The sequence below is a fragment of the Prescottella sp. R16 genome (assembly GCF_030656875.1).
GTDB lineage: Bacteria > Actinomycetota > Actinomycetes > Mycobacteriales > Mycobacteriaceae > Prescottella.
Window position 1 is genome coordinate 3848846 of sequence record NZ_CP130943.1, and the last position, 14727, is coordinate 3863572.

The following is a 14727-nucleotide window of genomic DNA, read 5'->3' on the forward strand; positions in this document are numbered from 1 at the left end:
CCCGGCTGGACGTACCTCATGGACATGGACGGGGTTCTCGTCCACGAAGAACACATCATTCCCGGCGCCGACGACTTCCTCGCCGAGCTGCAGGAAGCCGGCACGCCCTTCATCGTGCTGACCAACAACTCGATCCGGACACCCCGTGATCTACGGGCGCGTCTGCTGCGCAGCGGACTCGACATCCCGGAGAAGTCGATCTGGACCTCCGCGCTGGCGACGGCGACGTTCCTGAAGAACCAGCGCCCCGGCGGGAGCGCCTACGTGGTGGGCGAATCCGGTCTCACCACCGCCCTGCACGAGATCGGTTACGTCCTCACCGACAACGACCCCGACTACGTCGTGCTCGGCGAGACCCGCACCTACTCGTTCGAGGCGATCACCACCGCGATCCGGCTCGTCGAACGCGGCGCCCGGTTCATCGCCACCAACCCCGACGCCACCGGCCCGTCCCGTGAAGGTTCGCTTCCGGCAACCGGTTCGGTGGCCGCACTCATCACGCGTGCGACGGGCCGCGAGCCGTACTACGTGGGCAAACCGAATCCGCTGATGATGCGCTCGGCGCTGCGCGCGATCGGGGCACACTCGGAGAACACGCTCATGATCGGGGACCGGATGGACACCGACGTCGTGTCCGGTCTCGAGGCCGGCCTGCAGACCATCCTGGTGCTCACCGGTATCTCCACCCGGCAGACCGTCGAGACGTTCCCCTACCGTCCGACGCTGGTGCTCGACTCGGTCGCCGATCTGGTGGGACGCACCGCCGACCCGTTCGGGTGAGCCCCCACCGGCACCCCCGCACCGACCGGTACCACCGTGCCGTCGTCGACGATGCGGGCACCGAACGGCCGCAACCGATCCGGTAGATCGACGGGATTGTGGTGGCCGAGGTGCACGGCGACGACGTCGGTGCGGCCGGTGATCGCACCGACGTTGCGCAGTGCCGCGAGCGCCTGCGGGAAGGTGCGCAGGTCGAGGTGGTCGCCGGCGTGCTCGACGAGGTCGCCGAACGTTTCCTCGAGGAACACGGCGTCGTAGGCGGCGCCGGACACCACGTCCATGGTCGACTCGGGGAGAGGCCCGGTATCCGTGGCCCACAACAGTTTCCGAGTATCCGCCGCCACCTCGTACAGCACACAGTCGCCGTCGCGCTGCACCCGGTGGGCGGCGCCGAGCACCCGGATCCGGTAGCCGTCGAGGTCGACGACGTCACCGGCCGCGACCGGGATCCAGCGAACCGCGGCGTCGGGCGCCACCCACTCCCGGCACAGGTCGAGTGCCTCGGGTGGGCCGACGACGTCGAGCGGTGCGACGCTCACCCACGAGCGCATCAGCAGCGCCATCGGCCCCACGTGGTCGGGGTGGGCGTGGGTGAGCAGCAGGTGCCGCACCCGGGACAGGGATCGTCCGGCCCGCACCGCGGACCTGGGCACCTCGGGCCCGCAGTCGAGGAGCAGGATGTCGTCGACGAGGGCCGCGGTCTGGGCGCGGACCTGCCCGCGCGCCATCGTGGTCCGGCACGAGTCGCAATCGCAGAACGGGTTGGGCCAGCCGTCGGCGGCACCGGTCCCGAGCAGCACGACCTCCATCAGACACCCACGATCGGCAGCACCACGGGCCCGCCCGGCCGGTCCAGGACCTCCACCCGCGCCCCGTACACGGCGGCGATCCGCTCCGCGGTGAGCACGTCGGCCGGGGTGCCGTCCGCGACGACCGCGCCGCCCGAGAGCATCACGATCCGGCGGCCGTACTGGCCCGCGAGGGTGAGATCGTGCATCGCCGCGACCACCGTCAACCCGTCGGCCTCCTGCAGGGAGCGCACGAGATCGAGCACCTGCTGCTGGTGGCCGATGTCGAGGGCGCTGGTCGGTTCGTCGAGCAGCAGGACCCGCGGCTGCTGTGCGAGGGACCGGGCCAGCACCACCCGCTGCAGTTCGCCGCCGGACAGTTCGGTGGCCGGCCGCGACGCCAACTCCCGCAGGTCGAGCCGGTCGAGGAGGTCGTCGACGATCGACAGATCGGCCGCCGTCTCGGTGCCGAACCGGGGCACGTGCGGGGTGCGGCCGAGCAGGATCAGTTCGCGCACGCTCACCCCGTCGGGGACGATCGGCCGCTGCGCCATCAACGCCACCGACCGGGCCATCGTCCGACGCGACGTCCGGGCCGGGTCGTGCCCGTCGACGGTGACCGTCCCGGTCGACGGCACCAGCCCCGCCAGGGCGTGCAACAGGGTGGTCTTGCCGGCGCCGTTGGGCCCGACGACCGCCACCCACTCCCCCGCCGTCACCGTGAGATCGACGCCGTCCAGGACGACCGCCCGCCCCCGCTCGACCCGCAGGCCCGCCGAGGTGATCACGAGACCGCCCGGGCGCGGCGCAGCACCAGCAGGAAGAACGGCGCCCCGATCGCGGCGGTCACGACACCGATCGGCAGTTCGGCCGGCGCGGTGAGGGTGCGGGCGAGGACGTCGGCCACCACCAGGAACGCGGCCCCCAGCAGCAGCGACAGCGGCAGCAGCAGCCGGTGTCCGGGGCCGACGACGAGCCGGATCATGTGCGGCACCACGATGCCCACGAACCCGATGAGCCCGCTGACCGACACCACCGCGGCGGTGCCGAGGGTCGCGGCCGCCACCAGCGTCAACCGCACCCGGGTGGGGTGCACACCGAGGGATGCGGCCTCGGTGTCGCCGACGGCCATCACGTCGAGCATCCGCCGGTGCAGGGCGATCACGACGGTCGCAACCACCACGTACGGCAGCACCATCACGACCTGCGTCCAGCCGTCGGTGGCGAGCCGGCCGAGCAGCCACGAATACACCTGCCGCAGGGTCTCGTCGTGCCGCTGCTGCAGGAACGTCTGGGCGGCGTTCGCGAACGCCGCGACCGCGACACCGGCGAGGATGATGACGACCTCGCTGCGGACCCCGCCGACACCGCGGCCGAGCAGATAGGTGACGGTGACCGCGAGGACGCCGCCGACGAACGCGGCCGCGGGAATCCCGAACGTGCCCATCGCGGCCCCCGACACGATCGCCGCGGTGGCGCCGAGCCCGGCACCGCTCGAGACACCGAGCAGGAACGGGTCGGCGAGCGGGTTGCGGAACACCCCCTGGTAGGCGGCACCGGCGAGGGCGAGCATCGCCCCGACCACAGCACCGAGCACCACCCGCGGCAACCGGATCTTCCACAGGATCGCGTGCTGCTGGGACGTCAGCCCCGAGTCGACGTCGATGCCGGGCACCGCGTCCAGGAGGTCGAGGAACACCCCGCGGGTCGTCAGCCCGGCCGGGCCCACCGTGATCCCGACGGCCAGTGCCGCCAGCAGCAGGATCACGGCGGCACCGACGACGACGGCCCGGCGGGTGGTCGTCACGCCGGGGTCACCTCGCCGGGGCGGGCTGTGCCGCGACGGCGGCCGCGACGGCGTGGACCAGGTCCACCACCCGCGGCCCCCAGCGGCTCGCCAGATCCTCGTCGAGAGTGTGGATCCGGCCGTCCTCGACCGCCCGCATCCCGGCCCAGCCGGGCCGCGCCGCGACGGTGGCCGCGGTGACGCCGTACTCGCCGTCGGCCAGGAAGATCAGGTCCGGGTTCGCGGCCACCACGAACTCCGGGGACAGCTGCGGATAGGTGTCGGCGGATCCGTCGGCGATGCTCTCGAGGCCGAACAGCCGGTAGATCTCGCCGAGGAACGTGTTCCCGGTGATCGTGTACAGGGTGTCGTCCACCTCGTGGAAGTACCGCAGCGGCTGTTCCCGGTCCGGGGCGGCGGCGACGGCGGCGTCGATCTCACTGCGCATGCGGGTGGCGAGTTCGTCGGCCTCGTCGGCGTGCCCCGTCGCGGCCCCGACCTGCTCGACCTGCTCGTACACGTCGTCGAGGGTCTTCGCGGCGGGCAGCAGCAGCGTCGGGACGCCGGCGGCCTGCAGTCCGGAGACCAGCCCGCCGATGTCGTCGGATGCGACCACCAGATCCGGATTGTGGCCGAGTACCGCCTCCACGTTCGGGGAGAACCCGGACAGGTCGGTGGTGGGGACACCGGCCGGGTAGTCGGACAGCGCGTCGACGGCGATCACCTGATCGCCGGCCCCGACCGCCCACAGTGTCTCGGTCAGCGACGGGCTGAGCGAGACGATCGCCTCGGGACGCTCGGTGCCGGCATCGGAGTCGGTGGCTGTCGTGCAGCCGGAGACGAGCGCGACGACAGCGGCGGCCGCACCCGCGACCGCCGACCACCGCATACGTGAAAACTTTTGTGCCACAGTCCGTTCCTTCGACGTCAGCGCAGTGCCTGCGCCACGTCCTCGAGCAGGTCCTCGGGGTCCTCGAGGCCGACCGACAACCGGACGACGCCGTCGGACAACCCGATCGCGGCGCGGCCCTCCGGCCCCATCGCGCGATGTGTCGTCGTCGCCGGATGCGTGATGAGGGTCTTGGCGTCGCCGAGATTGTTCGAGATGTCGACGATGCGCAGTTTGTTCAACAGCTCGAACGCCCGCTTCTTGCCTTCTCCGTCGGCCGACGCCAGCTCGAACGTGACGACGGTGCCACCGCCACTCATCTGCGACGTCGCCAGCGCGTACTGCGGATGCGATTCGAGGTACGGGTACTTCACCCAGCTCACGGCCGGGTCCGCCTCGAGGAACCGGGCGATCCGCAGCGCGGTGTCCACCGACCGCTCCACCCGCAGCGCCATCGTCTCGAGCCCCTTGAGCAGGGTGTGCGCGTTGAACGGGCTCAGCGACGGGCCGGTGTGCCGGATGAGGTTCTTGACCGGGCCGTCGATGTACTCCCGGCTGCCGAGGATCGCGCCGCCGAGGACCCGGCCCTGGCCGTCGATGTGCTTGGTGCCCGAGTACACGACGACGTCGGCGCCGAGGTCGAGGCTGCGCTGCAGCAGCGGCGTCGCGAACACGTTGTCGAGGACGACGGTCGCGCCGGCGGCGTGCGCCATCTCCGAGACACGTCGCACGTCGACGAGGGTCTGCATCGGGTTCGACGGCGTCTCGAAGAACACGGCCGTGGTCGGCACCGACAGCGCCTGCTCCCACTGGTCGAGGTCCTCGCCGTCGACGAACACCGTCTCCACACCCCAGCGGGGCAGGATCTCGTTGCACACCACGAAGCACGACCCGAACAGGCTGCGGGCCGCGACCAGGCGGTCGCCCTTGCCGAGCAGCGCGGCGAGTGCCGTGAACACCGCGGACATGCCGGACGCGGTGGCGTAGGCGGCCTCGGCGCCGTCGAGGGCGCGCAGCCGCTCCTCGAACATCGTGACGGTCGGGTTGCCGTACCGGGAGTAGACGAAGTGGTCGACCTCACCGGTGAACGCCTGCTCGGCGGCCTCCGCGGACTCGTACACGAAACCCGAGTTGAGGAAGATCGCCTCGGACGTCTCCTCGAAACCGGACCGCAGGATGCCGGCCCGCACTCCGATGGTGGCCGGACGGACGGTGTCGGGCAGGGTCTTGCGGAAGGATCCGCCCTGCGGGATGGCGCTCACGATTGCCTCCACGGGAGTCCGAGGGCGCGCCAGCCGGTCGCGCCGCGATGTCCGTCGGTGTCGAGTCCGCCCTCGAAACCGTCGAGCACGTTGTACGACGGCCCGATTCCGGCGGCGGTGGCCGCCTCGGCCGCGGCGATGGACCGTTGACCGGAGCGACACAGGAAGACGACGGGGTGTGCACCGTCCGCCACGATCCCGGAGCCGACCAACTGGTCGACGAAGGACGTGTTACGGGCGCCCGTGGGGTAGCTCACCCATTCGACGAGCACGGTCCGACGGTCGATCGACGACGTATCGGGCACACCGACGTATCGCCATTCCGCATCGGTACGCACATCGACGAGCACGGCTTCCGGATTCTCCCGCAGCAGCTCCCAGGCTTGCTGCGGCGTCATGTCACCTGCGTAGCTCACCGTGCCAGCTTTCCACACGGCCGATCGGGCAGGGCACGCGGACGGGTACGCGGTGGACCGCGGTCAGTTGCAGACGAGCCAGCGGTTGTCGCCCCGGACGAACTGCCACGACTCGGTGGTCTCGCCCTTGCCGTCGGGGGCGTCGATCCGCACGTCGGCGGTCGCCTCGTGGCCCACGACCCGGGCGTTCGCCACCTCGACGATCTCGATCTCGCCGTCGCGTCCGGCGATCGGGGACCGGTCCTCGGCGAAGGTGTCGCACAGCATCCGTGCGACCGCTTCGTCGTCGTCGTTGTTGTGGGCGCGCACGAAGTCGGAGACGGACGCGGTGAGCCGGTCGGTCTCGGTGAGTTGCTCGTCGGCCGGGGAGATGATCGCGGCCAGGACCATTCCGATCATCACGATCACGACTATTGACACTGCGAGAAGAAACGGGGTGGCCGTGGTCCGCGACGGGTCCTCGGCGGGCTCGGGCTGATCGGTCATACCTGCAAGTTTCCCGTGTCCAGCGGCATCGGAGCCGGCCGGGTCCCGATTCCCCTCGGCCACAAAAATTGCTTGTGCCCTCTCAAGGCGGAACCCGGTACCCGGACGCATCCCGTCACGGGAGCATGGGGTGCACTCGCCTCCCGGGTTCTAGCATGAAGACGTGGACGCGACCGCGCCCGGGGAAAACCGGGCCCGATCCACCGCCCACGCACGCTTGTCCGCCCGATCGAAAAGGTACCCGCCTCAGATGACTGACCAGACTCGTCCACTGCGCGTCGCCATCGTCGGCGCCGGCCCTGCCGGTATCTACGCTGCCGATGCGCTCATGAAGTCCGACACCGAGGTGAGCATCGATCTGTTCGAGCGGATGCCGGCCCCGTTCGGCCTGATCCGGTACGGCGTCGCCCCCGACCACCCGCGCATCAAGGGCATCATCACCGCCCTACACAAGGTGCTCGACAAGGACGCCGTCCGCCTCCTCGGCAACATCGACTACGGCACCGACATCACCCTCGAAGACCTGCGCCGCTTCTACGACGCGGTGATCTTCTCCACCGGCGCCAACGCCGACCGTGCGCTGAACATCCCCGGCATCGACCTCGACGGCAGCTACGGTGCCGCAGACTTCGTGTCCTGGTACGACGGCCACCCGGACGTGCCGCGCGACTGGCCGCTCGACGCCGAGAAGGTCGCCGTGCTGGGCGTCGGCAACGTCGCACTCGACATCGCCCGCGTCCTCGCGAAGACCGGTGACGAGCTGCTGCCCACCGAGATCCCCGCCAACGTGTACGAGGGCCTGAAGAACAACAAGGCCGTCGAGGTCCACGTGTTCGGCCGCCGCGGCCCCGCACAGGCCAAGTTCACGCCCCTCGAGCTGCGCGAACTCGACCACTCCCCCACCATCGAGGTCATCGTCGACCCCGAGGACATCGACTACGACGAGGGCTCCGAGATCGCCCGGCGCAGCTCCAAGCAGGTCGACATGGTCGCCAACACGCTGCAGGACTGGGCCATCCGCGACCAGGGCGACCGCCCGCACAAGCTGTTCCTGCACTTCTTCGAGTCCCCCCACGAGGTCCTCGGCGAGGACGGCAAGGTCGTCGGACTGCGCACCGAGCGCACCGAACTCGACGGCACCGGCAACGTCCGCGGCACCGGCAAGTTCAACGACTGGGACGTGACGGCCGTCTACCGCGCCGTCGGCTACCTGTCACAGAACATCCCGTCCATCCCGTTCGACGACCAGGCCGGCACCGTGCCCAACGAAGCCGGACGCGTCATCGGTGACGACACCGCGGACGGCGCATCGCGCTTCATCCCGGCGACCTACGTCACCGGCTGGATCAAGCGCGGCCCCGTCGGCCTCATCGGCCACACCAAGGGCGACGCCAACGAGACCATCGCGTGCCTGCTCGAGGACGCCCCCACCTTCGCAGGCGCGGCCGAGCCGAACACGGACGCCGTCATCGAGTTCCTCGAAGGCAAGGGCATCCCCTTCACCACCTGGCAGGGCTGGTACCGCCTCGACGCGCACGAGCGTTCCCTCGGCGAGCCCGAGGGCCGCGAACGCATCAAGGTCGTCGAGCGCGAGGACATGCTCCGCGCCAGCGAGCCGCACAAGGCCTGATCCGGCCCGGAACACCCAGTGGGGCCGTGCCCCCGAAACAGCTGAAGGGTCCCTTCGTTCGCCTCAGGCGTATGAAGGGACCCTTCAGCTGTCGGCGGGGCATGATGGAACACGTGTTTGACGCGCACGTGCACATCATCGACCCACGGTTTCCGCTGGTGGAGAACAACGGGTATCTGCCGGATCCGTTCACGATCGAGGACTATCGGGCCCGGATGGCGGGGTTCGGCGTGGACGGCGGGGCGGTGGTGACGGCGTCCTATCAGGGGGTGTTGGGGCGGCCGCAGTTGCTGGCGGCGCTGCGGGAGCTCGGGGACGGCTGGGTGGGGGTGACCCATCTCGATCCGGATGCCACGGACGAGGACATTCTGGAGTTGGATCGGGCCGGGGTGCGCGGGGTGCGGTTCAATCTGCGACGCAGCGCCACCGATGTGCAGATCTTGACGCGACAGGCGTTGCGGGCGTACGACCTGGCAGGCTGGCATGCGGAGTTCTACGTGGATGCGACGCTGTTGTTGTCGCTGGAGCCGGTGTTCGCGAAGCTGCCGGCGGTGAGTATCGACCATCTGGGGATGTCGACGCGGGGGCTGCGGTATCTGCTGAATCTGGTGGATCGGGGCGCGAAGGTGAAGGCGACGGGGTTCGGACGCACCAGTATCGACGACGTCGGGGATGCGATCCGGCAGATCCATGCCGTGAACCCGAAGGCTCTGATGTTCGGCACGGATCTGCCGGGGACGCGGGCCCGGCGGGCGTTCGAGGCGGCGGACGTCGACGTCATCGCCGACGCTGTCGGGGACGATCTCGAGGCGGTGTTGTGCACGAATGCCCGCGAGTGGTACCGCTGCCCGGCCTGACTCACAGCGCCACTACCACGCCCAGCCACAGCCCGACGGCTACTCACAAGGCGAGCAGGACATTCGCGGCGTCCATCGCGAGTAGAAAACCTGCGATTCCCATCGCCCATCCCACGGCGCTGTCCGCGTTGCGGGTGAAGAACTCGTCGAGGTTGTGCAGGATGCCGTCGGCGTGCTGCCCAACCAGCATCCGCAGCCCCAACAGGGCAACGGCGGGGAGGATCATTACCACGCAGTAGGCGGCCAGCAACGGAATCGACAGTGCGGCGGGCGCTCCCACGGAGACGATCAGTGCGATGGCGGCGAGATAGGGGACCATCGTGATCAGTTCCAGCGTTCCAACCGAGAGAGCCAGCGTGGTGACACCACCCGACCCACCCGCCGAGAGGGCTCGATCCCGCCAGCGGACGACCCGACTCGACTCGCCACGGTCACGGCGCTTCTTCGAGTCGAAGCGGAAGCTCAGTGCGAACAATGCCGCGCCGACCGCCAGTTGGACGGCCTTTGCCGCAGACGAATCCAGCATCCGGCCACCGACGTCGAGGCCGATCCGCGCCGCAGTCAGGAGCGCCATACCGACGAGGAGGTAGAATCCGGCGATTGCGACGAGGTAGCGGACGATACGACCGACAGGCGGGCGCCCGGGCGCGAGCAGCATCCACACCGGCAGCACCAGGGTTCCGATGCTCGTGCTGTCCACGAGTGCGAGACCCACCAGCGACGCGAGCAGCACCGCGTTCACGTCAATGGTCACCGCTGTTGGTCCTCCATGCGCTGACGACATCGATCACTCCGACCACCACGAGCACGACGCCGAGCGGTCCGCCGCGAAACCAGAAGAACTCGGCGTCTCGCGCAAACACCCACATCGCCGCCCCGGCGAGGATCAAAAGCACTCCGAACGCTGCCGCTGGTCGTATCTGCATGCCACGAATCCTGCGGGCACCCCGGCCCCGACACATCGGCCGCCGGGCAGACGCGATGTCATCACTTGGAATGACGAGGCCGGTATCCCGCTGTGCTGTGATGGAGCAATGGCGCACCCACCGACACCGCCGCGTGGTGGCCTGCGGGCTCGTCGACACGTGCACACTGCCCGTTCCCGACGCCGGGATGACGTCCTGATCGCCGGAGGGATGCTCGTCATCGGGCTGGTGCTGTACGCCGTCGGCGCCTTTCAACTCGGAACCGGGCCGAGCTCCGCCCCCAGCGGTGTGCGCGTCGCGCTGCTCGTCGCGATCGCCGCTGCGGACACCTTCCGTCGGACCTATCCGGCCACCGTCCTGGCCGTGGGGGCCGTCCTGTCCGCCATCGACCTCGTGCTCGGCCCCACCCTCCCGGTGTGGCTCGTACTCTCCGATCTCGTCTACGCCGCCGTGTTGTACGGGCGCCCCCGCGTCAGCCGAGCGGTCTGCTACACCACCGGGGCGACGGTCGTCGCGCTCACGACCGCCGCATACATCGGATGGCAGGACATCCGAGCGGCCGCCGCCGCGGGGATCGTGCTCGCGCTGTTCTTCACGACTCCCGTATGGTGGGCGCTCGCGATCCGTCGGCACCAGGAGGTCGCGGCCGCCGAACGGGAACAGGCAAAGACCCAGCGGGCGCTCGCGGAAGCGGATCGGGCGGCTGCCGTCGCCCACGAACGCAATCGCATGGCGCGGGATCTGCACGACGTCATCGCAAGTCACCTGTCCGCGATCGCCATTCAATCCGAGGCTGCGCTGTCACGCCGGACCGCCTCCACGGACCCGGCGCTGGACGACGTGCTGACCGCGATCCGGGCCGGCAGCGTGGCCGCTCTGGACGAGATGCGCTCGATGATCGATCTGCTTCGCGCCGAGACCGATCCGGACGAGTGCGGCGCCCCACCACGGCTGAGCGATCTCGACTCGCTGATCGCCGGTGCGAACGCCGCCGGAAGCGTCGTCGCCGCCAGAGTCACCACGAATCCCGACTCACTGACCAGCGTCGTGGACCACGCCGCATACCGAATACTGCAGGAGTCGATCACCAATGCGGTCAAACATGCTCCTGGCCAAAGGATCTCACTCACGATCCAGCAGGATTCCGATGCCGTGCGGCTGTGCGTGCGCAATCCCGTCCGGCACGGCCCGAGCAACAGTCCCCCACCCCCATCCGCCGGTCAGGGCCTGCAAAACATGACAGAACGTGCCCAACTCCTCGGTGGCCGGCTACACGCCGGAGCGACCCGGGACGGCTGGATCGTGGATTCCGTTCTTCCGCTCGAGCCGGGACGAGCGGCCGAGTGAACAAGCAGAAGGTATCACCGATCCGAGTGGTACTGGCCGACGACCATGCCGCCATCCGTGCCGGACTCGCGATGATTCTCGACGGCCAACCAGACATCGCCGTGGTGGCCGAAGCGGATTCCGGGACATCGGCGGTGACACTGGTCCGAACCCATCGACCGGACGTCGTCCTGATGGACGTGCGCATGCCCGGTGTGGACGGCATCACCGCGACGCGGGAAATCACCGACACCACCGGGAGCCGTGTCGTCGTACTCACCACGTTCGACCTCGACGAGTACGTGTTCGGGGCGCTGCGCGCCGGTGCGTCGGGGTTCCTCGTCAAGACCGCGACCGCGGACGAACTGACCGCGGCGGTGCGCACGGTCGCGGCTGGAGAGTCCGTGCTGGCGCCCAGCGCCGCGTCAGCGTTGATCGACCACTTCGTTCGCTCTCCTGCGCACCGCACTCCGCCCACGGCACTGGCCGAACTGACCCAGCGGGAACTCGAGGTACTACGGCTGCTGGGGCAGGGCCTGTCCAACGCCGAGCTGTCCGGGGCCCTGGGGGTGGGAGCGCCGACAGTGAAGACACACGTGTCGCGGGTGCTGTTCAAGCTCGGACTCACGTCGCGAGTCCAGGCCGCGCTGCTCGCTCGCGAACTCGACGTGTGACGAGCGCGAGTGGTACCGCTGCCCGGCCTGAGTCACAGCGCCAGTACCGCGCCCAGCCACAGCCCGACGGCGAGCAGCGCCCCGAACAGCTCGACGAGGATCAACAGCCCCACGGCCTTCGTCGCATGCACCGTCGAGGTCCACGCGTCGCGGTGGGTGCGGTGCCGAGCGGCCTCGGCGACGTAGGTTCCGAGCAGGAAACCGAGCAACAGCCCGACGACCGGGACGACGAAGAACCCGACGATCCCCACCAAGCCGCCGAAGATCACCGACCGACCCGGAACACCGGCGTCGCGCATGCGCAGGCCTGATCACTCCGGAACGACGACGCGCACCCGCGAGGCCGCCTCGCGGGCCCGCTCGCGGGCGGTGTCGACGTCCGCAGCGGTGGATACGGCGACACCCATGCGGCGCCGGGTGAACGCCTCGGGCTTGCCGAACAGGCGCAGGTCGGTGTCGGGGACGGCGAGCGCGTCGGCGACACCCTCGAAGGCGACTCCGACGGCGTCGACGCCGCCGTAGATCACGGCGGACGCGCCGGGTGCGGCGAGGCCGGTGTCGACGGGCAGGCCGAGGATCGCGCGGGCGTGCAGTTCGAACTCCGAGAACCGCTGCGAACGCAACGTCACCAGTCCGGTGTCGTGGGGGCGGGGGCTGACCTCGGAGAAGTAGACGTCGTCGCCCTTGACGAACAGTTCGACGCCGAAGATGCCGCGGCCACCGAGGGCGGTGGTGACCTTCTCGGAGACGTCGCGGGCGGCGGCGAGGGCGGCGGCGCTCATGGGCTGCGGCTGCCACGATTCGATGTAGTCGCCGGCGTCCTGCAGGTGCCCGATGGGTTCGCAGAAGTGGGTGCCGTCGGCGGCGCGGACGGTGAGCTGGGTGATCTCGTAGTCGAAGTCGACGAAGCCTTCGACGATGACCCGACCGAGATTGAGGCGTCCACCGGAAAGCGCGTATTCCCAGGACTTTTCGAGGTCGTCGACGCTGCGGGCCACGGACTGGCCCTTGCCGGACGACGACATGACGGGCTTGATCACACACGGGAACCCGACGCGTTCGGCGGCGGCGCGGACGTCGTCGAGGGAGTCGGCGAACGCGTACGGCGACGTGGGCAGGCCCAGCTCCTCGGCGGCGAGGCGGCGGATGCCCTCCCGGTTCATGGTGAGCTGGGTGGCGCGGGCGGTGGGGATGACGACGGTGAGACCGCGTTCCTCGGCTTCGGCGAGCGCCTCGGTGGCGATGGCCTCGATCTCGGGGACCACGAGGTGGGGTCGTTCGGCCTCGATGAGGCGCAGCAGTTCCGCCGGATCCCCCATGTCGACGGTGTGGGCGCGGTGCGCCACCTGGTGGCCGGGGGCGTCGGCGTAGCGGTCGACGGCGATCACCTCGACACCGAGACGTTGCAGCGCGATGATCACCTCCTTGCCCAGTTCACCGGAGCCGAGCAGCATCACACGGGTGGCGTTCGGGCTGAGCGGGGTACCGATCCGGGCGGGGGCGTCTGCGGGGATGTCACGGCGCATAGCTCGGACTATAGGCGCACCCGTACGTCGACATCGCACGTCGCGACACCACCGACCAGGTCGAGCACCCGGACACCGGGCTGCGTGTGTCGATGATCGCACTCGTCGTCGGTGAGATCGGCGCGTTCGCGGTCCTGCCGGCCGGGTTCGCGGCCGGTCAGCTGTTCCAGGTTCGGGCCAGGAACTCGAGGACGGCCGCATTGAACGTGTCGGGGCGCTGCGCGGCGCACGCGTGTCCGGCGTCGGGGATCGTCACGAGCTGCGCGCCGGGGATCGCCCCTGCGATCAGTTCGGTGTGCGGCCGCGGGATCAGTTCGTTCTCGCCGACGATCACGAGCGTCGGGACGGTGATCGACGCCAACGCGGATTCCGGGATGTGCGGGTGACGGACCATGAGCCCCAGCAGTTCCCGCTTGCGCGCCAGGTTCGGCGACAGTGGGGCGACGAGCCCGCCGGCGAGCCACAGGGCGGTCGCGGGGATCCGGAACTTCCAGCCGAGCCCGACCGGATCGAGGTTGGCGCCGTTGACGATCAGCGACCGCACCCGGTCGGGTCGGCGCAGTGCCAGGGTGAGCGCAGTGTTGCCGCCGTCGCTGTATCCCAGAACGTGTGCGTCCGGCACCTCGAGCGCGTCGAGGACGGCGCACACGTCGGCGGCGAACCGCGGGAAATCGAGGGGGCCGTCGCCGCGGGTGGAGCGTCCGTGCGCGCGGGTGTCGAGCGCGATCACCCGGTAGTGCTGCGCGAACACCGGCATCTGCGCCGCGAAATAGCCCAGGTTCTCGCCGTTGCCGTGCAGCAACACCAGCGGCTCACCGGCCCCGGTCGCCTCGTAGTACAGCCGCGCGCCGACGGCGTCGACGAATCCGGTGTCGGTCACCGGGGCGGCTGGTGCAGCGACAGCACGTTGCCGTGCGGGTCCCGGAACCACGCGACGCGGGTGCCGTCGGGTGCCGTCCACGCGTCGTGCTCGTCCTGATCCATGCCCTGGTAGCGCAGGAATTCGACACCCTTGCCGCGCAGTTCCTCGACGCTCGACGCCAGGTCCGGCGTCCGCCAGCCGAGCACCGTGTAACCGGCATCGACCTTCGATTGGACGAGCGTGATGCGCAGTTCGGTGCCGCTGCCACCGTCGACGACGAGTGCGAACGGCGTCCGCTCGGTGACCGTGAGCCCCAGCGTGTCGACGTAGAACATCGACGACACGTCCAGATCCGTGCTGGCCACGAACGCAACGAGAGCTTCGGGGAAGGACATGCCGTCCACTCTGCGTCACCGCCACCACCACAGACAAGGGGACATCCGGTAGTGGCCCGGACCACACGGGACGATCCGGACGGGTTACCGTCACACGAATCGGGTGTTCCTTACAGAAAGAGGT

17 protein-coding genes and 1 pseudogene are annotated in these 14727 nt (G+C 69.6%); 5 read left to right on the forward strand and 13 right to left on the reverse strand.

The window, feature by feature from the left end; genetic code table 11:
• Nucleotides 1-18: 18 nt before the first annotated feature.
• Complete coding sequence (locus Q5696_RS18085) at nucleotides 19-780, forward strand: HAD-IIA family hydrolase (RefSeq protein ID WP_305095365.1); 762 nt, start codon at nucleotides 19-21, stop codon at nucleotides 778-780.
• Here the strand turns inward: Q5696_RS18085 and Q5696_RS18090 are convergent.
• From Q5696_RS18090 to Q5696_RS18120, 7 genes are all read right to left on the reverse strand, one after another.
• Nucleotides 711-1589 carry an MBL fold metallo-hydrolase gene (locus Q5696_RS18090; RefSeq protein WP_305092635.1) on the reverse strand — a complete coding sequence of 293 codons (879 nt, stop codon included), beginning with the start codon at nucleotides 1587-1589 and terminating at the stop codon, nucleotides 711-713. The two genes, Q5696_RS18085 and Q5696_RS18090, sit on opposite strands and share 70 nt — an antisense overlap.
• Entirely contained in the window at nucleotides 1589-2356 is a 768-nt protein-coding gene (locus Q5696_RS18095; protein ID WP_305092636.1) for an ABC transporter ATP-binding protein, read from the reverse strand. The genes Q5696_RS18090 and Q5696_RS18095 overlap by 1 nt, the downstream gene beginning before the upstream one ends.
• Nucleotides 2353-3375: a FecCD family ABC transporter permease gene (locus Q5696_RS18100; protein ID WP_305092637.1), complete on the reverse strand. Its 1023-nt coding sequence runs from the start codon at nucleotides 3373-3375 to the stop codon at nucleotides 2353-2355. Before Q5696_RS18100 ends, Q5696_RS18095 begins: the two co-directional genes overlap by 4 nt.
• 7 nt (nucleotides 3376-3382) lie before the next feature.
• Nucleotides 3383-4243, reverse strand: coding sequence for an ABC transporter substrate-binding protein (locus Q5696_RS18105; protein WP_370654948.1), 861 nt, complete (start codon nucleotides 4241-4243; stop codon nucleotides 3383-3385).
• A gap of 38 nt (nucleotides 4244-4281) precedes the next feature.
• Complete coding sequence (locus Q5696_RS18110) at nucleotides 4282-5505, reverse strand: O-succinylhomoserine sulfhydrylase (RefSeq protein WP_305092639.1); 1224 nt, start codon at nucleotides 5503-5505, stop codon at nucleotides 4282-4284.
• Entirely contained in the window at nucleotides 5502-5921 is a 420-nt protein-coding gene (locus Q5696_RS18115; protein ID WP_305092640.1) for a rhodanese-like domain-containing protein, read from the reverse strand. Before Q5696_RS18115 ends, Q5696_RS18110 begins: the two co-directional genes overlap by 4 nt.
• 63 nt (nucleotides 5922-5984) lie before the next feature.
• Complete coding sequence (locus Q5696_RS18120) at nucleotides 5985-6407, reverse strand: Rv0361 family membrane protein (RefSeq protein WP_305092641.1); 423 nt, start codon at nucleotides 6405-6407, stop codon at nucleotides 5985-5987.
• A gap of 250 nt (nucleotides 6408-6657) precedes the next feature.
• Between Q5696_RS18120 and Q5696_RS18125 the strand changes: the two genes are divergently transcribed.
• Complete coding sequence (locus tag Q5696_RS18125; protein ID WP_305092642.1) at nucleotides 6658-8037, forward strand: FAD-dependent oxidoreductase; 1380 nt, start codon at nucleotides 6658-6660, stop codon at nucleotides 8035-8037.
• A 113-nt stretch (nucleotides 8038-8150) separates the two neighbouring features.
• Nucleotides 8151-8894 carry an amidohydrolase family protein gene (locus tag Q5696_RS18130; RefSeq protein ID WP_305092643.1) on the forward strand — a complete coding sequence of 248 codons (744 nt, stop codon included), beginning with the start codon at nucleotides 8151-8153 and terminating at the stop codon, nucleotides 8892-8894.
• 43 nt (nucleotides 8895-8937) lie between these two features.
• Here Q5696_RS18130 and Q5696_RS18135 read toward each other — a convergent pair whose 3' ends face one another.
• Nucleotides 8938-9648 carry a GAP family protein gene (locus tag Q5696_RS18135; RefSeq protein ID WP_305092644.1) on the reverse strand — a complete coding sequence of 237 codons (711 nt, stop codon included), beginning with the start codon at nucleotides 9646-9648 and terminating at the stop codon, nucleotides 8938-8940.
• The gene (locus Q5696_RS18140; protein WP_305092645.1) at nucleotides 9638-9790 is read right to left on the reverse strand and encodes a hypothetical protein; all 153 of its coding nucleotides are present in this window, start codon (nucleotides 9788-9790) and stop codon (nucleotides 9638-9640) included. The genes Q5696_RS18135 and Q5696_RS18140 overlap by 11 nt, the downstream gene beginning before the upstream one ends.
• 189 nt (nucleotides 9791-9979) lie before the next feature.
• On the opposite strand from Q5696_RS18140, the gene Q5696_RS18145 reads away from it, so the two are divergent.
• Nucleotides 9980-11167: a sensor histidine kinase gene (locus tag Q5696_RS18145; RefSeq protein ID WP_305092646.1), complete on the forward strand. Its 1188-nt coding sequence runs from the start codon at nucleotides 9980-9982 to the stop codon at nucleotides 11165-11167.
• Entirely contained in the window at nucleotides 11164-11820 is a 657-nt protein-coding gene (locus Q5696_RS18150) for a response regulator transcription factor (RefSeq protein WP_305092647.1), read from the forward strand. Before Q5696_RS18145 ends, Q5696_RS18150 begins: the two co-directional genes overlap by 4 nt.
• Nucleotides 11821-11852: 32 nt before the next feature.
• Here the strand turns inward: Q5696_RS18150 and Q5696_RS18155 are convergent.
• The 4 genes and pseudogenes from Q5696_RS18155 to Q5696_RS18170 all read right to left on the reverse strand — a co-directional run.
• Nucleotides 11853-12128: pseudogene (locus Q5696_RS18155) on the reverse strand (DUF456 family protein); the annotation flags it as partial.
• A gap of 3 nt (nucleotides 12129-12131) precedes the next feature.
• Nucleotides 12132-13346, reverse strand: coding sequence for a formate-dependent phosphoribosylglycinamide formyltransferase (gene purT / locus Q5696_RS18160; protein WP_305092648.1), 1215 nt, complete (start codon nucleotides 13344-13346; stop codon nucleotides 12132-12134).
• Nucleotides 13347-13503: 157 nt separating this feature from the next.
• Entirely contained in the window at nucleotides 13504-14226 is a 723-nt protein-coding gene (locus Q5696_RS18165; protein ID WP_305092649.1) for an alpha/beta fold hydrolase, read from the reverse strand.
• Nucleotides 14223-14603, reverse strand: a complete 381-nt coding sequence (locus tag Q5696_RS18170; RefSeq protein ID WP_305092650.1) for a VOC family protein — start codon at nucleotides 14601-14603, stop codon at nucleotides 14223-14225. The genes Q5696_RS18165 and Q5696_RS18170 overlap by 4 nt, the downstream gene beginning before the upstream one ends.
• Between the last annotated feature and the right edge of the window lie 124 nt (nucleotides 14604-14727).